Below are 19451 nucleotides of genomic sequence, written 5' to 3'. Positions count from 1 at the left end.
ATACGGGTTTGGAAGACAATTTAGTATGGAATATTTTGTATTGCCAGCAATGCTGGCGTTATTGCTCAAGCTGTCCGTTATATTTTTAGCGCGCGACGGTCAAGGTACCTCTCGGATTTTCATGGCGATGGTATGTATTTTTGCCTTGCATAATCTCACAGAGGTGCTAGTAATTCTTGGCTTGTTCAGTGGCATGGCGTCTGAATATATGCTGCGTGTTTATTACGCGGTATCGTTCTTTGCGCTTGCTTATATTGGGCTGTATGCGCTCGAAGTCAGTGCGCGTGGTCAAACCAAGTTTTTGTCCTATAGCTTAGTAGTAGTCGCGTTGGTGTTGGCTGCGTTATCCTTGATGACGAATTTCATTGTCGCTGGAGCGGAGTCAATTGGTTACACCATAACCGCTGTACGCGGGCCCTATTATTTTGTTTTCCAAGCTTTTACCGTGTTTATGTATTTTGCCGCTATGGGTATCTTATGGTGGGGATACCTGCGGGCCAGTAAGCAGCAGGTACAAATTCAGTGCTTGTATAGCGTGGTGGCCATTTTACCTATGGTGCTAGCTAGTATTGCGGTATTAGTTATCATGCAGCTTGGTTTTCACTTTTCGGCAGCATTAATAATACCGTTGGCTTCCAGCGCATTTTTGATATTGACCTTACGTAGTGAAACGGTGCATGGTCTGACTGATATCGGTCGATTTCTTAAGCCTTCTGAACGACGCCTAACAGCTAATATTGTGGCCGACCTTACGACCCAGTATTTGTCCGATGAGGTTAGTTTAAAAGAGGCTAAAGATCAGTTCGAGCGACAGTTGTTGCAGCATAACTTAGATCGTTTCGGTAACAATGTTTCAAAAACGGCTAGAGTTCTAGGCATGAAACGCACCACCATTTATTCAATGGCTAAGAAACACGGTATTAGTGTTCAAGACAAAGAGTCATAAACCATTAGCGTGACGGCATTTAGAATGCTGGTCACGCTATTGGCCTAAGGTTGACTCTAATTCCTCGGCTTTACTCGAAACTAAAGATCGGTTGATCGTCAATGTCTTGTAGTAACGGACTGTCGGCTGCGCGTGCAAACGCTGCGTCAATTGCCTCTGCCCGTTGTTTAGTAATCTCTCGATGACTAGGGTGTGTGAATATATACAGTTCATTGGCATTCAGCGCTTCGACGACGCGCTTACCAACGATTTCCACAGGGATGCCGTTTTCAACTAATTCTTGAGCTTGGTTTTTGCCACCTGAGCTACGTTCAGAGCGTGGTGCATCATCTTTATACTGGGTCTGCCGATTGCGGTGCGACAAATGGATCCGAGTTTGTACAAAGGCTGGGCAAAGTACGGACACGTGGATATTGTGCTTTTTCAATTCGGCATACCAAGATTCGGACATACCTACCACGGCGACCTTGGTGGCCGTATAAGCGTTGGCATATGGTACGCCCATCATGCCTGCCATCGACGCAACATTGATAAGCCAACCACCTTCACCGTGTTGCTTGATTAACGGTACGACGCTCTCGGCGCCATAGACTACGCCCATTAAATTTGTGTCAATAACCCAACGCCAGTCATCATGCTTGGTGTGCTCAATGGGACCTGGTGCGCCACTAACGCCAGCGTTGTTCACCAGCATGTGAATTTTTCCGAAGCGTTCGATAGCTTGTTCTGTTACGCGCTGCCAGTCCTGGGGCTTGGTGACATCCATTTCTAGTACCAACACTGGTACGCCTTGTTTGCTTAAGGTTTCTTCCGCTAACGCTAGTTGAGCCGGATCGATGTCGCCCAATACAATATTCATCCCTTGCTCGCCCAGCGCGACTGCAATACTTAAGCCTATCCCTTCAGCGCCGCCACTGATGACGGCCGTCTTACCGTTGTAATCTGTCATGAGTTATCTCGTGAAATTCTTGTGAGCCGTCATTGTAAGGGGCTTTTTAGTAGAAAGGATGAAAAAGCCGCGCTTTATGGTCGATTATTGGACAATTTGTCTCCGACGTACTAAGCGCAAATTATTAGCTAATGACGTCGCCTTATTGCTTGGCGGGGTAATAGTTAACTCGACCGCGTTAAGTAATTAGCGGTCTATAAAAATGTGATTTTATGCGTGCGCCGGAAGTGAGCCTATCGGAAGATATCACTTGATAGGCTCATTCCTGTAAGCACTAGTGCAATAGGGTGTTGATCCAAATAAACACCTGCTTTGCTTAGTACAGGCCGCGTCCGCGCGTTAACTTGCCGTTTTCAAAAACGATGGTAAGTTGTACGAAGCGGCTAGTCCAATAGACCCATTGGTTGGCATTCGTGGTTGGTGTTTTGTGTCTTGGTGGATAACCTCGAGTCATAATGGCTTGTTCTTTTGACATGCCAAGCCGTAATATGCCGCTTTGGATGTCCAATTGGCGGTCTTTTGCAAACGACGCAAGTGAGACCTTGTTCGGTGCCAGCATTTCTTCGGCTATTTGCTTAATATCCCGCAAGGTAAATTTTCTTACGTTTTCGATCATAATCTTGCGGCCATCAACGTCCAACACCATGGTCTTTCCGCCGATTGACTCTACTGTAACAGCCGTGTTGAGCGGAATCAGTTCGCCGCGACTGTAATTGGTAGTGACATGCTTTTCTTTCTCTACCCAAATATTGTACTGAGTGAAATATTGCTGTCCGACGCTTACTTTTGCGTACAGTGATGATGAACCGCCCAGCATAAAGAGGGATGTCAGCCCAAGTAGGATTGCGCGTCGAGAAAAAAGGTTGCCGTATAATTTGGTCATTAAGGTTCTCCGGTTACGGTGATGTCGTGAGCAAGCGAGACTGGTGTGAGATCCACGCCAGGCTCATTGCAAATGTTAGGCACTTGGTTTTGGCGCTTCTAGTTTGACTTGGCCAACGCGGCGTAGATCGCCGTACTCGTTATGTCGCTTGATCATTGCATTAAGCTGAAAAATTGACATTAACAAGCCGTATACCGGGCCGAGGTAGCCACTCGTGCGAAGGTCGTCAATTGCGCTGATGTCCATGGTTTGCAATTTCTCTTCATCAATTGTGTGTAATCCTTTTAGAGTATTTACCGCACCTTCGTTATAGAAAACTAGTAAATCCATCGGTTTTATTAGTCCCAGCTCATCGAGTTTCTGCATAAATCGATAGCTGTGTATCTCGTTTTTGATGTCGTTCTGAAGTTGTGCGGTAACTTGACTTAGGTATTCAGTTGCCTTGTCATTTTCTTCGAATAAAGACTGACCGTCTTCAGTGTTAAAGGCCGGGTTGGTTTCGTCGATACCCATTGTGAATTGCCCCTTTTCGCTCGGCGAATTCATCAAGAAAAATGGGTAAGTCTGCATGCCAGTAGGTTGGTAACTAGCTTGCCAGGCGTCATCTTTGACAAATAGGTTGGAATCGATTTCAAAACTAGTAATCGCTGAGATCGCCCAATCGCTTTGGTCGCTTACGCGAGTAAGAAACACTGGGAAGCTTGTCATAGCATGGCCAATTTCATTAACTTTTAGGTTAATTAAATGCTGTTTTTGTGCCACCTTGATTGCGCAATTGGGCGCTACCTTGAGGTTGCCGTGATCTTTGGGGTTTAGTTCTTTTAGTTCAGCCATGGCTGTGTCTCATCCGTTTGTTATTGTTGTGCTTGTTCGTTATTAGCGTTGTGTACTGGCCATCCAACGATCAATTAGATCGCGGTGGGCCGGCAGCGACTTAAGCATTTGTTCGGTAATTTGCCGGTTCTGCTGCATGATACGCTGGGCTTTCTGTTGCTCCTGATACAAGTACGCCTGTCGAGAAAAGTCAGGTTTGAACCCCATTCCATACATCACGTACTGATAGCTCGCGGCGGGAAACAACTCCACCGCACTGTCAAAGTCAGAGTTGACCGGACCGCGGTGGCCCCAAATCTCTAAGTCTTCTTTCAGCGAGTCTGGAATACTATCGCTTTCAGTGTGTGCTTGCCAATACGGTTCGGTTCTTTTCGTGAGCATGTAATGAAGCTTTAAGAAATCTATGATGCGTCGCCAGCGATAGTCCATCTGTTCATTGAAGCGTTTTTCAGTAATACGCATGATGCTGGTGTCGGGCGGTAAGTTTTCAGCGATGTATCGCGCCGCCACCTCGACCAACATGATCGCGGTAGCCTCAAGCGGTTCGACAAAACCTGCTGACATGCCTACGGCGACACAATTCTTTTTCCAAAACTGCGCTCGGTGTCCAGAGCTAAAGGATATTTTTCGGGCGCTTAGTTGGTCGCTCTGAGGGCCTAAGTAGCGGCGTAAATTAGCTTCAGCTTCATCGTCACTTAAATACTCGCTGGCGTACACATGTCCAACCCCGCGACGGTGAGTCAAGCCTATGTCCCAGATCCAACCGGCGTTTTGCGCGGTCGCAACCGTGTGAGTTACGATCGGATCTTGTTCATCGGTGTACGGAATATGCGCGGATAAGGCTGAATCGTTAAACAAATATTGGTCGGCGGATACGAATGGCACGTTTAAGTGTTTTCCGAGTAACAGTGAGCTGAATCCTGTGCAATCGACATACAGGTCCGCCGATACTGTGCCTCCATCATTTAATAAAACCGATTCGATAGCGCCGTCATTGCCAAGTGTGACATCGCCAACCGTGCCGATTTGGTGAGCGACGTTTAGTTCATTCTTGCAGAACTCTTTTAGCACTTGGGCAAATGCGCCGGCGTCTAAATGATAGGCGTAATTACATTGGCCTTGATATTCGCCTTCCGACAATGATCGGGGCGCGAGTCCAGCTTCGCAAATGTGGTGCTGAAAGTTGGACTCGATGGCAAAGTCCTCGATTTGCGAAACATAGGGTGCTAAATCAATGCGACCGTAGCCCAATGGAACGGTAAATGGATGGTAGTAGAAGTCACCATTCCCGTGAACCCAGTCGACGAATTTGCCGCCTTGTTTAAACGCAGCATGACATTTGGCGAACAACTCGCTCTCTTTAAGGCCAATACGATGAATCGTGTTCTTCATGGTCGGCCAGGTGCCTTCGCCGACCCCCACGGTTGGAATATCCGAGGCTTCAACCAATGTGACTTTTAGCGCATTGGGATCATTGCTTTTATGATGCGCGGCAATAATAGCGGCAGTTAGCCAACCAGCGGTGCCGCCACCGATAATGGCAATCGATTTTATTTCTTTTGACATGGCTAAACTCGTGTTGATTCTCGACAATCGTTCATGCTGCCCAATACTACGGGATTAAGGATATTGATTACGCGAAAAGTTACCATAAAAAAAGGCCCGCGTAGGAGCTGCGCGGGCCAACTAGACTTTCTAGTAGTGACGGTCGTGTCTTAGGCGACCGTCACTGATTTGCGCTAGAACTTACCTCGGATACCAACCGCATAACGCGATCCGTTGTCCTGAATATTGAAGGTTTGTACTGCGAATCGGCCGGTTTGCACCAACTCTTCTTCGGTGACGTTAATGCCTTCGAAGAATACGGTTAGCATGTCGTTGATATCATAGCTCGCGCTGATGTCGACTTGACCAAAATCACTGGTGTTAACCGGCTCGCCATTGAAGCCATTGTCGATTTGACGCAAGAACGCCTCACGATTGTTATAGGCTATTCGAGCCTGCCAGCTATCAGCTTCGTAGAACACGATCAGGTTTTGAGAATCGCCGAGACCTTCTAATGCGAAACGCTCAGTGGTGTCGCTACCCAAGCTAACGTTGCTATCAACAAAGGTGGCGTTAGCTGAGATGCCGAAGCCATTGTCAAACAGGTGAGTAATCGCGATTTCAAAGCCATCAACCTTAGCTGACTTGCCATTTTGTGGGCGTGCCACGGTATACACTTCTGATTCGCCGATTAATTCTTCAGTAGTAGCGACAAAGTCTTGTCCGGGAATTAAAGCGCCTGGTGCGCACAATGCGTCGGCACAACGGAAGCCATTGGCGGCACTCCGGTCAGCTAGAATGAATGTTTCAGAGCCGGTTAGAGTGGTTATAAAGTTACCAACATCTTTGTTGAAATACACGGCAGAGAATACGTTGCTGTCGCCGTAGTACCATTCAAATCCGAAGTCAAAGTTTGTCGACTCAAATGGCTCTAACGCTTGGTTACCGCCTTGAGCTGTCAAGTTTTGGCGACGAGGCTCATTAAACGTTGTTGCCGGAGACAGTTGTGACAGTGTTGGTCGTGTTAACGACTCGTACGCGGCAAAGCGCAACAGCATTGAATCATTGAGCTCTAACTTAGCGTTAATGTTAGGTAAAAAGTGATCGTACTTACCGCTTTCAGTAATGTCGGTTGCTGGACCAAATCGATTGGCGAACAACGTTAAATCACTGGTTGGCACCACGTCACTAACAAAGCTTTGTACCGCGGTTACGTCTATGTCAGTTTCGGCGTAGCGACCACCAACATTTAGGGTTAACGGCATTTCTCCTACAGCGAGATTGAAAGTAACATCGGCATACAAGGCAGTTACATCTTCATTAATCGTGAAGCGGTTATTTTGCAGAGTAGGAACGATTGGGTTACCGGTCGACGCTAGATAATCTATGTAGGCATCACCATCATAGCTATAAAATGTGTCGATCAAGCCAGGGAAGAAATTTTCAACAGTAAATGGAGCTAGCCCAATCGTGCTATTGGGAGCGGCCACTTGATAACCGCAAAAAGCACACTGACTGCCAGTGATTTGAAAGCGACTGTTTTCACGTGACGTGGATGCAGCACCAAATTTGATGCTTTGGACGATGTCTGAGTCCATGTCATACACGAAATCGAGTTTAACTTGGTCGATTTCGTCTTGGTTGGTGGTGCCACTTTTCTCGTTGTAGTGCATGCGAGTGCGGTCTTCGCTTGGTAGCGAGCCGTTTTCAAAGCCATCATGTTGGACTGTCGCAATGCCACCAGGGTTACCGTTAAATGAGTAGCTGTTGATAATGCCGACAACATTGAAACGGTTTCGACCAGCTTGATCATTTTCAGCTGACGAAGTTGATACGTCGAGTGTTCCGGTTAGCTTATCATTTATAGCCCAATCTACGTTTAAACCAAAACCGTCGGTGGTAGAGTCTCGGCTATTACGTGTAGAGGACACGAAATCACTGGCTGGGTCGCCTGATCCTTGGTGTAAGCCAACGCCTTGTGTAAAGCTCAGAAGCGTGCCGGTAGTTGGGTCAATCGTACCACTGCCTACTCGATCAGGCTCAAACCACGATGCTAAGTCAGTTACTAAAGAGTCGACTTCAAACTTAGATTGGAAACCATCAAGAGTGATGGTTAGGTCGTCTGATGGTGCGTACTGCAATACCAAACTGGCATTGGTGCGGGTACGTTCTTGTTGATCGACAATTTGGTCCCAGTTACGCGGAATATAGGCGTTCTCGAATAATACGCCATCATTGCGATTCGAGATTGTCTGTCCAGAGCGCCAGCCAGCGGTGCCGATGCCGTTGGTTTGAACATTTCGCTCTTGGTGACTTACCGCTAAGGCAACGCCCACAGTGTCATCTGCGAAGGTGTTGCTGATAAGAACTGAGGCCGCTGGTGTTGTGTCTTCTGACAAGCTTTCATAGATCGCTTTAACCGAACCGGCCACTTGCAAACCAGGGGTATCCAGCGGTCGTGCTGTCTTCAAATTAATGGTTGCGCCGATGCCGCCTTCTTGCAAGGTCGAGTTACCGCTTTTGTATACATCCGCACCAGTAATTTGCTCGGAAGCTAGGACATCGAAATTGAACTCTCGGCCGCCCGAATCAGTAGCAATTTGGCGTCCGTTCATAAGAACTGTGTTGAACTGAGGGCCAAGGCCTCGCACGGTCACTTGCTGGCCTTCACCAGCAGAACGATCTATAGAAACCCCTGGAATACGTTGTAATGATTCAGCCACATTGAGGTCGGGGAATTTACCTAGATCTTCCGCAGCGATTGAATCGACTACGCCAGACGCATCACGCTTGATGTCTTGTGCGCGCTTAATACTGCTTCGAATGCCGGTAACGACGATTTCTTCTAACGCCTCGGCTTGAGCTGACGCGGTTTGCGGTGCCATCATTGGGATGGCGCCCGAAACAGCGATAGCGATAGCCGTTCTGGTGAGGGCTTTGCGCTTGCTGTGAGTACGATTGTTTTGCATAACTGTGCTCCTTTGATTTAAGAATGTCTGTGTTCAGAAATTGATTGCGGCAACAGCGAACGAGGTTTCGAGCAGCGAGGAGGCCACCTTAGGTGGAATGCCTAGTTATGAATTTCCTCTCCCGAAAGACGCCTTGTTTTCTGCGTACCAATGTCTAAAAACTAATTCCTCTCAGATTAGTTTTAGTCATATCAATCATCGACAAGCATTTTGGCTGCTCTAAATTGCTCACCTCATAACAAGGTAAAACAAGCGGCTCTCTCAATGCATTCAATGACTGATTCATCTGTTTTATCATATAAATAAGACACAATCAAATGGACTTGCGGCATATGGAGGGGTGGTTGCACAATATTGGTTCATGTTTGTCGCTTGATGCACCGTTATTGAGCTTTGAGAATTCGAGTTGGTGCCGGCTACATCGACTGGTCGAACAGTGTACTCAGACGTGGGTAGTTCGTGCTCTGGCGATGCGATATGCAGAGATGGCGGAGCGTTTACTTAGGCGGTAGAGCCGTGCAGACAATGAATTAGGAGGGGGTACTAACTGACAACGAGGGGCGAGTGCCCCTCGTTACAAAAAAACTATAAATCTTTGGCTGGATTGATGAAGTATTTTTCACCAGTTTTCTTGGCGTTGTACTTAATCGCGGTAGCGGGATCCATCGCTTCCTTAAAGCTTAGTTCCGCAGTGAACGGGTTAGCAAATGTCGTATTGATTTCATCCGCGACTCGTTTGTGTAGTTCCATAATGCGATTCGGTTGAAGCTTAGACAAAAAGCGCATGAGTAACCATCCACCTACGCCCCATGACATACCGTAAGCGCGATTTAAAACAGTTGGCGAAAAGTCCAGTCCACCGTATATATAGGCTTGTTTATGATCAGGTGACCCGTAAGTGTTAAAGCCTTTAATATCTTTGCTGCCGGAGCGTTCCATGGCGCTTAAGATATCGCTGACTAAGTCACCGCCGCCGATTGCGTCAAATGCCAATGTCGCGCCGGTCGCGTCAATTGCCTTATACAAATCTTTTTTGAAGGTCTCATCACTGGAGTTAACGATATGCTTTGCGCCAAGATTTTTAAGAATCTCGACTTGCTCAGCTTTACGCACAACGTTTACCAGTGGCACATCTTCAGCTTGGCAAATTTTGTTGAGCATTTGGCCTAAACTCGAAGCAGCCGCGGTATGCACAATGGCGGAATGACCTTCCATTCGCATAGTGTCGACCATGCCAAGTGCGGTAAGCGGATTTACAAATGAAGACGCTGCTTGTTCCGCAGTAGTGCTGTCATGATGTGCAATACAGGCTTGTGCTGGCACGCAGCAATAAGTGGCATAGGTTGCCCCAGAAATGATGCCCACGGTCTTGCCCATCAGGGCTTGCGCCGCGTCGCTGTCGCCGGTGGCGATCACTGTACCCGCGCCTTCATTGCCGACTGGTAAAGTTTGATCTAGCCGTGAGTGGACGCGAGCGGCCATACCTGGAAACAATGGTGCAGTCATTGCGCGCTCATTGGCATCAAAGGTCAATTTGGCTTGCGATAAATCAGCTGGGCCAAACATCGGCCACATATCAGATGGGTTTATCGGAGCCGCTTCTATTTTAACCACCACCTCGTGGGCTTTAGGCGTGGGGATATCGCGCTCTAAAAGCGCAAATTGCAGCTCACCGTCGGCGGTGATAGTCGAGAAAAGTTGATGCATTGTGTTCATGGAATGTGTCCTTTAAGTTAACTCAAGCGGTGTCGATCAAGTAATTTTCAGCAAGACATTGTGTATGACAAATCGCCTTCTGGCAAATACAGTTACCGGATTTAGTGAAATAGTAAGGTATATCAAGTTGAGCTTTCGCAAAGCGTTAATCGGCGGTATTGCGCACGTTACACTTAAATTCTGCGGAACTGAAAACCAGTTTAGCTATGTGATTAAACTCTTTTTTTGTGTTGTTGCTGCTATCTGAATTATGAGGCGCCTGACTATTAGAGGAGGTGGTCATGTCGAGAGCGATCATGGCTACCTAGATCATCTTGATTGGCACCATGTTGACACCTAGTATTGTTAGGTTTTCCAGAAAAACGGTGAAAGTTTCACAATTAGTTGGCCACTTTCACAAATATTTAAGAATCAATCGTGATAATTCAGCCTGTTTCTAGGTCTTGGAGTGCATCATGAGTGTGCCACTATTTAAAACTGTACGACCCACATCTCTGCCACAACCAAACCGGTTTGGCGAGACGCCGCTTAACTGTGCGCCAACAATCCGTTTGCAAAATGGGGCGATGGCGGTGCCTCAGCAGTTTCTCAAGGTTGAGCGAACGTTGGAAAACCTTGAAAATGTCTTAGCAGAAATATCATTACCAAAAGACTATTTGCTTTTTGCCGGACAGGATTCAGGATTGTTGTTCATAGTTGTTGGCGTACTCGGCGTTGAAAACTACCCGCGGCAAGGAGTCGCAAGCAATGAGCCAAAAATCGTCTATGGCCGACGTTGGTTGATCGAGCCGAGCACGCCTACTTCCGAAATCGTACAAACCGCTTTGTTAGCGGTAAAGAAAGCTCGGGAGCATGAGTTGCGGGAGCTTTTCGTTGTCCGGGCGGTGGCCGGTGCTAAGGCGACGCCGTTTAATTGTCATCAAGACTTGCCGCTGATGGCCGGTAATAGTGATGTGCTGAAATCCGCTAAGCAGCGTTTAGATGGGCCCGACGCGTTAAAGGATTTACTCAGCCGTGTCAGCATAGATGGTTGTCAAATTGAGTTGTCTGAAATCGCAGCGATTAGCAGCGCTTACGTACTGTCGATAATTCTGGTTTCCGGTTCTCCAACATCACACTTTAACGATTTGATGGGTCGCCAGATTACCTTCGTGTGTCAAAATTTGGAGCTTGATCATGTGTTGCATAGCGTGTTTAACGCTTGTTTGGCCGAGAGTGATCGCTGGTTAGAAGAACACCTTAGATTTTTAGGCTTTGCGCGTTTTAGCCAGAATTTGTCGCCCATCGCGATCGCTGAGTTTTCTAGTCGTACTCGCCGTGTGCGGGCGACTAATAAGGAATTTGTCGATGAGTTCTCGGACATGAGCTACCAAGTCGATTCGGCTAAAGCGCCGAGGTTTAATCTAGGTGAGCTCGGTAAAAAGCAACGATGTGTAGTGGACAGTTTTACCGGCCTACAAGGATATTTGCCCAAAGAGTAGTTGCCATTTCTAGCTATTAGAGTATTTTTGAAGATCCTTAGATTTTTGAAAATGCTTACGCTACGCCTATGCTCCGTCTACATTTTTTCTGTATATCTCTAATTGCACTTGCGCTTTCTGCCTGTGTATCCCAGCCAGTTGACCGACAGCAGACTCAAGCGGCGGCTTATGCGATGCCAGACAAATATTCCGCACAGGTGGTCGAGGCGGTGCTGCGCGAAGGTGGTAATGCGATAGATGCCGCTGTCGCTGCTGGCTTCACGCTGGCGGTCACGTTTCCTGAGGCTGGTAATATTGGTGGCGGTGGATTTCTTCTGACTCGCTTCGAGGGTCAGAACTATTTCTTGGATTATCGTGAAAAAGCGCCGTTGGCAGCGCATCGAGACATGTATTTGGATGCGACTGGCGAAGTGGTCGATCGTGCTAGTTTGGTTGGGATACGAGCCGCCGGTGTGCCAGGCACCGTTGATGGTCTGTGGCGAGCACATCAGAGGTTTGGGCGTTTGCCGTGGCAACGCTTGTTAGAACCTGCGATTCAACTTGCAGAGCAAGGTTTTGATGTCCATCCGCAAACAGCCGGTGAAGTTAAGGATGCCATTGAGTGGTTTGATGGACAGGTTAATTTTGCCGAGCACTTTGGTGCTATGCAGCAAGCGGGCAAGTTTGTGCAGCCGGAGTTAGCTAAGGTCTTGCAGCGTATTGCCCAGCATGGCCCAGCGGATTTTTACTCAGGAGAAACTGCCCGGATGATTGTCGCGCAATCTGTTCGTGATGGTGGTTTGATCACCGAACAAGATTTAATCGGATATCAATCTGTGTGGCGCGAACCATTGGTGGCTAATTGGCGAGAGTTTGAAGTCGTTACGGCACCACCACCGAGTTCCGGCGGTTTTGCGGTCATACAGTTACTTAAGATGAAGGCATTGCTAGATCCTGAGTTCGATAAGTTGTCGCTCAATTCTCCACAATATGTGCACTTAATCGCCGAAATGGAGAAGCGAGTATTTGCCGATCGTGCGCAGTATTTTGGCGATCCAGACTTTGTCGATGTGCCAATTAAGCAGCTCATTAGCGACGCCTATATTGAAGCACGTGCGAGCGAAGTTCAGCTCGACACCATTAGTCAGCTTGAGTCGGTTGTACCAGGCTTGGAGCCGCCGAGTACCACGCACTACTCGATTATGGATCAGTGGGGCAATGCAGTATCTAATACTTACACAATTAACTGGAGCTACGGCAGCGGCGTGGTCGTTGAAGGCGCGGGGTTTTTGCTTAATAACGAGATGGATGACTTTAGCATTAAGCCAGGGGTCGCCAATGTATATGGGGTCGTTGGTGGGTCGGCTAATGAGATACAACCGGCTAAGCGCATGTTGTCGTCGATGAGTCCAACTATTCTGCTCGACGACACGGGCGTGCGTGTGGTGGTTGGCACGCCCGGCGGATCGACTATCTTCACCTCGGTATTCCAAGGGATCGTCAATGTAATCGATAATGATATGAGCGCGACTGACGCTGTCAGTGCGAGTCGCTTTCATCATCAATTGTTACCGCCCGAGTTGGTAACCACCAGTATTCGCTTTCCACTACCTGAGTCGACACGCACTGAATTAATTGAAAGGGGATATAGAGTAGAGCCTCATGCTTGGGAATTTGGTGACGTGCAATTGATTCATCACCGCTTAGGAGACACCGACGCTGCATCCGATCCTCGAGGAATTGGTGTTTCGGGTGTGATTGAGTGAGCTAAGTATTAATTGAAAGGGTGACTCATGATAAGGTTAGCCCCACGTCACAAACGCAGTTATTTAGGAGGTTGGGTTGGCCCAATCCATCATTGCCATTGTTGGGGCATCCGCTTCCGGCAAAACATTATTCACGCAAACGGTCTATAACGAGTTAAGCGCCGAACTCGGTGGCAGTTCGTTGGCTGTGCTTGAAGAGGATGCGTACTATCGTGACCAGAGCCATTTGCCGGTTAAGCTACGCGAAAAAACCAATTATGATCATCCTGATGCATTTGAGCATGATTTATTGTTATCGCATCTTGAATCACTGCGGGCCGGCGAAGCAATCGATGTGCCAATTTATGATTTCACGCAGCATAATCGCTCGCTCAATACGCGCCGCGTTCCACCGGCTGGCGTGGTCATCGTTGAGGGGATCTTGCTGTTAACTAACCCGGCATTGCGCGATTTCTTTGACATTAAAGCTTTTATAGATACCCCGCTTGATGTGTGTCTGTTGCGTCGAATTGAGCGCGATATGCGTGAGCGCGGCCGGAGTTTTGATTCTATCGCCGAGCAGTACGAAAACACGGTGCGGCCAATGTATTATGAATTTATTGAGCCCTGTAAGCAGCATGCTGATATCGTAGTTACCGGCGGCGGTAAAAACCGAGTTGCAATCGATATGGTCAAACATAATATTCGATCGACGCTTGCCAATTGAGTAAATAAAAAATTTCAGAGGATGCTGCATTGACCACATTGATTAGTTTGTTGGGTATCGCTACGTTGTTGCTCGTGGCGATCGTATTTTCCAAGTATCGGAGTTCGATTAACTGGCGCACCATAGTGGTGGCATTCTTGCTACAGTTTTTGATCGGCGCGTTTGCGCTGTACTTCCCTTTTGGGAAGTCGGTGCTGGAAAGCATCTCTGGTGGCGTGTCTGGTGTGCTCGGCTATGCTCAATCAGGTATCAGCTTCCTATTTGGTAACTTGGGAAGCAGCGGCAGCCCCAATATTGGATTCGTGTTTGCGTTTCAGGTTTTACCTATCATCATATTTTTCTCAAGCTTGGTGTCAGTGCTGTACTACATCGGCATTATGGGATGGATTATTCGCGCCATTGGTGGTGCGCTGCAAAAGTTATTGGGCACCAGTCGTGCTGAATCAATGTCAGCGACGGCCAATATATTTGTTAGTCAAACCGAAGCACCATTGGTGATCAAGCCGTTTGTTGGCAAGATGAGCAACTCTGAATTGTTTGCCGTTATGGTTGGTGGAATGGCAACCGTGGCTGGGTCGGTGTTAGCGGGCTACGTTGCGCTTGGCGTTGAGATGAAGTATTTGTTGGCAGCTAGCTTTATGGCAGCGCCTGGTGGCTTTTTGATGGCTAAGCTACTGATGCCGGAAACGACTGAAGTGAATGATCATGAAGAAGTAATCAAAGAAGAGCATGATCAATACGCTAATGTTATTGATGCCGCCGCCGGTGGCGCGGCAGCGGGTTTGCAGCTGGCGGTTAATATTGGTGCGATGTTGATAGCCTTTGTTGCGCTAATCGCAATGCTCAATGGTTTGCTCGGCTGGGTTGGCGGTTTAGCCGGTATGCCGGAACTGTCGATGCAGTTGGTGCTTGGCGTGCTGTTTAAGCCAGTAGCCTTTTTGTTGGGCGTGCCGTGGGAAGAGAGCTCGGTAGCCGGCAGTTTGATTGGTCAGAAATTGGTGCTTAATGAATTTATAGCATTCGTCGGCTTTGCGGAGCAGGCTGATGCACTAAGTGCACATTCGAAAGCGGTCATTACGTTTGCCTTGTGTGGTTTCGCTAATTTTTCTTCGATTGCCATATTGCTCGGTGGGCTCGCAACAATAGCGCCACATCGGCGCTCAGATGTAGCCAGAATGGGGTTGCGCGCAGTATCCGCCGCATTTATGGCAAACTTAATGAGTGCGGCCATTGCGGGTTTCTTTTTGTCGTTGGCCTAAGCGTTACTGATGTTGCTAGTCCGAGCTTGGCTTGGTCTTCACTTGGCTAGGGCTTGGTAGCGCGATAAAACCAAATAGAGTTGCTGGATGTTTGTCGGTCGCGACTAAAAAGCCGATATCGTCCAGCCGCACTAAACCTTCCCAGTTGCGGCCTTCTTTGCCCAACATTTGCAGCTGGATCGGCGGCTGTTGTAGCCGAGTGATCCCGTGCGCCGTGAGCTCAAATTCTACTAGTCGTTCGACATTATAAAATTCCGCATGCGTTGCGCCTTCACCGTATTGTTCAACTAGAGGATCTCTTGCTGAGCGGCTGAATTTGTCACCACTGTACTTATAGTTCATCAGCCAAAACCGATTATTTTGATCTAGGGCTGTACTGTCGGTGACGCGAAATGGTAGGTGTGGGAAGTCAATATGGCTTTGTTGTGCAGTGCTTGGATCAATCACTGATGCGCGGGCTGATTTGACTAAACGCGGGTCGTTAATTTCATGAAACGTAATCACTTTTCCATGGGCTAACAGCATCGCTTCTTCGCCCATGTTGTGCATACGACTAGCCGAATCAATATTCCATAGCTGCTTGGAGTCTATCGTTATGTGTGGAGTTGGGTCGTTTAAGCTGATATTGGCTTTCACCACGTAACCTTGGTACACAGACAGTAAGTTAACGGCCTCGATGCTTAGCCACAATTGATTGTCATCGCAAGCGAGCGCCTCATAGCCGTCAAAAATAGGCACGCGTTTGCGTAAGTCGCCTTCAATGAGTGTTATTGGCGTGGCACGCAGTGGTGTTGATGACTCGCCGTTAAGGTAAGCGTAGATGTCGGCCTTATCGATTCCGAAAAAATGGCTTTCTTCATCGCCTGACAGTCGGTCGGGATACTGTGGCATGACGATTAGCGTGTCGCCACACCAAGCTAGGCCAGAGATTTCAGCATCGGGCCGATCCAAGGGTGCTGCTAATGGGATCAACGTGACTGCGCTTTCCGGTGCAGCGATTGATATTGATAAGGTGGTTACGCAAAGTAGGGTAGCGATCAGTAAGGTTCTTAATTTCATCATTAAATTTTAATACAACAGCCAGTTGCTTGTGTCGAAATACGTGCAGTCAAAAAAAAGGGCCAGCGAACGCTGACCCTCTTTTAAACATACAGTAAAGTGAGATTAGAACTTTACTTCAATACCAACACGAGCTTCCCATACTGAGAAATCTTCGATAAGTACGCTAGTAGACGGATCAGCGAATCGTTCGAATACTAATTGACCATCGCTATTCACGCTGGTTTCAACGGCTTGTTCGCTAACGAATTGAGCGTCATATTGAGCGCCCCAGCTGTTGTTTAACATGTTTAGAAGGTTGTTAACTTTTAGGTACAAACGCGGCTCGAAACCACCAATGCTTGGTAGCTCTTGATCAATTCGTAAGTCGAGGCGAGCACTGGCTTTTGAGTCAGCTTCGTTACGACCAACAAATTGTCCGCGAGCCAAACCTTCAGAGGCAATGAATGCATCGAAAGAAGCACGATCAAACCCTTCGCCATACAGTACCGCAGTATCATTTGTGCGAGGTACATATAACAACTGGCGATTTCCGAACCCATTGTCTTCAAGGCCGGTATTGCTCATTGTGTAGCTAGTGCCTTGGCCTTCTTTTAATACGCCGTAGACTGAGAAGCGTGTATTCAAATTGCCGAAAAAGTTTTTCTCGGTGTTGAATTTCATAGTCAAGCGGTGCTGAGTATTGTACTCCGAGATGCCAGCTTCAACGTTATTCGGGTTGCTAGTAGCAACACCGTCAAAGTTAGAGCCTGCGACTGAGGAGTTCATGCCCGCTACGTCTTCAGCTTCGCTGTACGCATAACCTAAGCTTAGTTCGGCACCTGACTCAAAGGCTTGACGCAATGCTACCGATAAGGTGTATGAGTTGGCATCGTTGCTTGAGTTAGTCAGCATGTAGTTGTCACTGCCACGTACGCTTGCATAAATCGGCGCGCCGTATTGAGTACGGCCAACTACATCTTGCGATAAGTCAACATAAACTGCTGAATCACGTTGCTTCGAATACAAAAGATCAGTGTCGATTGAAAGTTCATCAGACACATCAAACGTTGCACCAATCGCGAATTTCAACTCGTTTGGCTGCTCGTAGTTTGGATCAACCAATGCCAAGTTGCTGGTAGCCGCTGAATCAACAGAAGTGTTAGCTACTTCATCAACCATCGATTGTGGTACGTCGAAACCAGGGCGACCCGCGCCGCTCAACGGAAGGTTGAATATTGAGTCGTCAAATGAGCGTTGTAATTGAACGTTGGTAATACCATCGTTGCTATACGAGTTTGAAATCCAAACGTTTGGATTGCCGCCTGCGAATACCCCAACACCACCACGTAGAGTAGTTGTATCGGTGAGGTCCCAAGTGAAGCCCAAACGTGGCATTAACAGGTCAACGCCGTCAATGTTGGCATTGTTAGCAACGCCGTTGGCTGCGGTGAAAGCAGGGTTGAATACAGGGCGGTCATCAATGCTGAATTTTTCATAACGTAAGCCACCAACAACGGTTAAGCCTAAGTCATCAAAGAAATACTCATCTTGAATGAACAGTGAACGCTTAGTTGTTGTGAAGCTGGCCGCTGCATCGTTGGCATCATTGCTGCCACCGGCGCTACCGTAGTAGATGCGATCAGGTAAGCCTTGCTCAAACTTTTCAATACCGCTTAAGCCGCCATCGAATGAATCGTCGAAGAAGTCGTACTCACCGCCGCGTGAATGTTGCACGAACTGGTTGAATACGTCTAACTCATCTTGTTCAAAACCAGCAGTAATCACGTGATCACCAGCTAAATATTGCAAGTTGAATTTGATTAAATCAGATGAGTAGTTTAATGCGTTGGCTTGACGTGAGTCATCCGCACCAAGGTAAACCACATCGCGATTGATGCTGATTTGGAAGTCAGCGAAATCTGGGTCGCCAACGGTAACTTGTGAGTCTTCTAACTCATTGCGGCCGATGAACAACTCAGTTGATAAAGTGTCTGTCCACTGCGAGTTCAATTTCAACACGGTGGTGCTGAGATCGCTGCCTTTACGGTAGAAGTGATTTGAGAATTCAAATTCGTAAGAATCGCCGTCAGAAGCACGATCTTCGAAGCCTTCGAATTGGTTATAAATCAACGACATACGGTGTTGGTCGTTAATGTCCCAATCTAGGCGGGCCAATAACTTGTCAACATCGTTTAAGCCTTCACCAGGTTGACCACCTGGGTCATAACCGTAAATGCTTTGCGCGGCATTAAGAATTCGGCTGTAGTCAGCTTCACTTAACCAGTCGCGCTCTGAACCATTGCCTGATCCGTTGTAGCCCTGTGCAGTAAAGCGAGGAGACTCTTCTTGTTCGTAAGAAAGGAAGAAGAACAACTTGTCTTTAATAACTGGACCACCAAGAGTGAAACCTAAGGTCTCTTCGGTGTAGTCTTGGCCGCCACCGACGTCGATTTGTTGTCCGTCGACATCAATGCGATCGCCACGAAAGCTGTCGCTTGAATATTCGTAGAACGCATTACCAAACCACTCGTTGCTACCTGACTTAGTTACCGCGTTGATCGCGCAAGCTGAGAAGCCACCGTAAGTGACGTCAAATGGCGCTAGTTCTACCGATACTTGTGATATCGCGTCAAACGGAAATGGCTGACCATTCGCTGTTGCGTAGCCGTTGCTGTTTAAACCGAAGCGGTCATTTTGTGAAACGCCATCGATCGAAATACCGTTAAAGCGTGGGTTTTTACCCGCACAGTTAACGCCGGCGCCGCGGCTTGAGTCATCCAAATTGATGCGTGGGTCGTTGCTGAATACGTCTTTGATGTCACGGTCGAAAGCGACAGCTGTTTCAAGGTCGTATAAAGAGAACACGGCTGATGGGCCTGAAGCTACATCTTCGAGTCCAAGCGATTTACCTGTCACTACGACTTCTTCCATGGTGCTGGCGGCAGCGCCTGCAACTGGAAGGTCGTCGATATTCAATTGGTAGATATCGCCAAGAGCGATGTTCTCTACTTCAACAGTTTTGCTGCCATTGATAGATACTTTGTAAGGACCACCAACAACTAGGTTTGAAGCGAAGAACGTACCGGAGTCGTTCGAGCTTACCCGGCGAGTTGAGCCAGTACGTTGGTCAGTAACTACTACTTCGGCGTTGCTGACTGGATTACCGCTGGTATCCAGCAGTTTTCCGCGGATTGAGGATGTTGTGCTCTGCGCAAGAGCAGCGGTCGTAAACAGACCAAGCACGATTAAGGTTAAGGCTTTAGAAAAGCCAATGGCAAGTCTATGCGACATGATAAGCGACCTCTGGACGATAGTGAGTCCGGTTGCGTTGACGTGGAAACACTCAAAAAACAACAGAGAGTGTATGAACTAAATTT

General features: G+C 47.8%; 13 protein-coding genes. 5 read left to right on the top strand and 8 right to left on the bottom strand.

Features of this window, described 5'->3' with window-relative positions:
* The first annotated feature begins 25 nt into the window (after positions 1–25).
* Positions 26–946, top strand: a complete 921-nt coding sequence (locus tag DFR28_RS03780; protein WP_113952951.1) for a helix-turn-helix domain-containing protein — start codon at positions 26–28, stop codon at positions 944–946.
* Positions 947–1016: 70 nt separating this feature from the next.
* Here the strand turns inward: DFR28_RS03780 and DFR28_RS03775 are convergent, their stop codons facing one another.
* The 6 genes from DFR28_RS03775 to DFR28_RS03750 form a co-directional block, all read right to left on the bottom strand.
* Positions 1017–1895: an SDR family NAD(P)-dependent oxidoreductase gene (locus tag DFR28_RS03775; RefSeq protein ID WP_113952950.1), complete on the bottom strand. Its 879-nt coding sequence runs from the start codon at positions 1893–1895 to the stop codon at positions 1017–1019.
* Positions 1896–2211: 316 nt separating this feature from the next.
* The gene (locus DFR28_RS03770) at positions 2212–2778 is read right to left on the bottom strand and encodes a hypothetical protein (RefSeq protein WP_147250917.1); all 567 of its coding nucleotides are present in this window, start codon (positions 2776–2778) and stop codon (positions 2212–2214) included.
* A 75-nt stretch (positions 2779–2853) separates the two neighbouring features.
* Positions 2854–3612, bottom strand: a complete 759-nt coding sequence (locus DFR28_RS03765; protein ID WP_113952948.1) for a SapC family protein — start codon at positions 3610–3612, stop codon at positions 2854–2856.
* Positions 3613–3654: 42 nt separating this feature from the next.
* Positions 3655–5178: a tryptophan halogenase family protein gene (locus DFR28_RS03760; RefSeq protein WP_113952947.1), complete on the bottom strand. Its 1524-nt coding sequence runs from the start codon at positions 5176–5178 to the stop codon at positions 3655–3657.
* A gap of 173 nt (positions 5179–5351) precedes the next feature.
* Positions 5352–8126 carry a TonB-dependent receptor gene (locus tag DFR28_RS03755; RefSeq protein ID WP_211316840.1) on the bottom strand — a complete coding sequence of 925 codons (2775 nt, stop codon included), beginning with the start codon at positions 8124–8126 and terminating at the stop codon, positions 5352–5354.
* Between the two features lie 585 nt (positions 8127–8711).
* The gene (locus tag DFR28_RS03750; protein ID WP_113952946.1) at positions 8712–9842 is read right to left on the bottom strand and encodes a zinc-binding dehydrogenase; all 1131 of its coding nucleotides are present in this window, start codon (positions 9840–9842) and stop codon (positions 8712–8714) included.
* A 455-nt stretch (positions 9843–10297) separates the two neighbouring features.
* Here DFR28_RS03750 and DFR28_RS03740 point away from each other — a divergent pair, with 455 nt between their 5' ends.
* The 4 genes from DFR28_RS03740 (at position 10298) to DFR28_RS03725 (ending at position 15033) form a co-directional block, all read left to right on the top strand.
* The gene (locus DFR28_RS03740) at positions 10298–11323 is read left to right on the top strand and encodes a hypothetical protein (protein ID WP_113952944.1); all 1026 of its coding nucleotides are present in this window, start codon (positions 10298–10300) and stop codon (positions 11321–11323) included.
* 68 nt (positions 11324–11391) lie between these two features.
* Positions 11392–13068 carry a gamma-glutamyltransferase gene (gene ggt, locus DFR28_RS03735; RefSeq protein ID WP_113952943.1) on the top strand — a complete coding sequence of 559 codons (1677 nt, stop codon included), beginning with the start codon at positions 11392–11394 and terminating at the stop codon, positions 13066–13068.
* Between the two features lie 76 nt (positions 13069–13144).
* Entirely contained in the window at positions 13145–13774 is a 630-nt protein-coding gene (gene udk, locus DFR28_RS03730) for a uridine kinase (RefSeq protein WP_113952942.1), read from the top strand.
* 29 nt (positions 13775–13803) lie between these two features.
* Complete coding sequence (locus DFR28_RS03725) at positions 13804–15033, top strand: NupC/NupG family nucleoside CNT transporter (protein WP_113952941.1); 1230 nt, start codon at positions 13804–13806, stop codon at positions 15031–15033.
* 15 nt (positions 15034–15048) lie between these two features.
* Here the strand turns inward: DFR28_RS03725 and DFR28_RS03720 are convergent, their stop codons facing one another.
* Positions 15049–16092 (bottom strand): hypothetical protein, encoded by a 1044-nt coding sequence (locus tag DFR28_RS03720; RefSeq protein ID WP_113952940.1) that lies wholly within the window; start codon positions 16090–16092, stop codon positions 15049–15051.
* Between the two features lie 105 nt (positions 16093–16197).
* Positions 16198–19365, bottom strand: a complete 3168-nt coding sequence (locus DFR28_RS03715; protein ID WP_113952939.1) for a TonB-dependent receptor — start codon at positions 19363–19365, stop codon at positions 16198–16200.
* Between the last annotated feature and the right edge of the window lie 86 nt (positions 19366–19451).

The sequence above is a fragment of the Arenicella xantha genome (genome assembly GCF_003315245.1).
Classification (GTDB): Bacteria; Pseudomonadota; Gammaproteobacteria; order Arenicellales; family Arenicellaceae; genus Arenicella; species Arenicella xantha.
Note: the sequence above shows the minus strand (reverse complement) of the source record. Positions and strands in the feature narration are given on the sequence as shown.

Excerpts from the sequence above, each read along its gene's own strand:
- ggt (WP_113952943.1), top strand. The coding sequence starts at position 11,392 with ATGCTCCGTCTACATTTTTTCTGTATATCTCTAATTGCACTTGCGCTT.
- DFR28_RS03720 (WP_113952940.1), bottom strand. The coding sequence starts at position 16,092 with ATGAAATTAAGAACCTTACTGATCGCTACCCTACTTTGCGTAACCACC.
- DFR28_RS03755 (WP_211316840.1), bottom strand. The coding sequence starts at position 8,126 with ATGCAAAACAATCGTACTCACAGCAAGCGCAAAGCCCTCACCAGAACG.
- DFR28_RS03765 (WP_113952948.1), bottom strand. The coding sequence starts at position 3,612 with ATGGCTGAACTAAAAGAACTAAACCCCAAAGATCACGGCAACCTCAAG.
- DFR28_RS03715 (WP_113952939.1), bottom strand. The coding sequence starts at position 19,365 with ATGTCGCATAGACTTGCCATTGGCTTTTCTAAAGCCTTAACCTTAATC.
- DFR28_RS03760 (WP_113952947.1), bottom strand. The coding sequence starts at position 5,178 with ATGTCAAAAGAAATAAAATCGATTGCCATTATCGGTGGCGGCACCGCT.
- DFR28_RS03770 (WP_147250917.1), bottom strand. The coding sequence starts at position 2,778 with ATGACCAAATTATACGGCAACCTTTTTTCTCGACGCGCAATCCTACTT.
- DFR28_RS03780 (WP_113952951.1), top strand. The coding sequence starts at position 26 with ATGGAATATTTTGTATTGCCAGCAATGCTGGCGTTATTGCTCAAGCTG.
- DFR28_RS03740 (WP_113952944.1), top strand. The coding sequence starts at position 10,298 with ATGAGTGTGCCACTATTTAAAACTGTACGACCCACATCTCTGCCACAA.
- DFR28_RS03775 (WP_113952950.1), bottom strand. The coding sequence starts at position 1,895 with ATGACAGATTACAACGGTAAGACGGCCGTCATCAGTGGCGGCGCTGAA.
- DFR28_RS03750 (WP_113952946.1), bottom strand. The coding sequence starts at position 9,842 with ATGAACACAATGCATCAACTTTTCTCGACTATCACCGCCGACGGTGAG.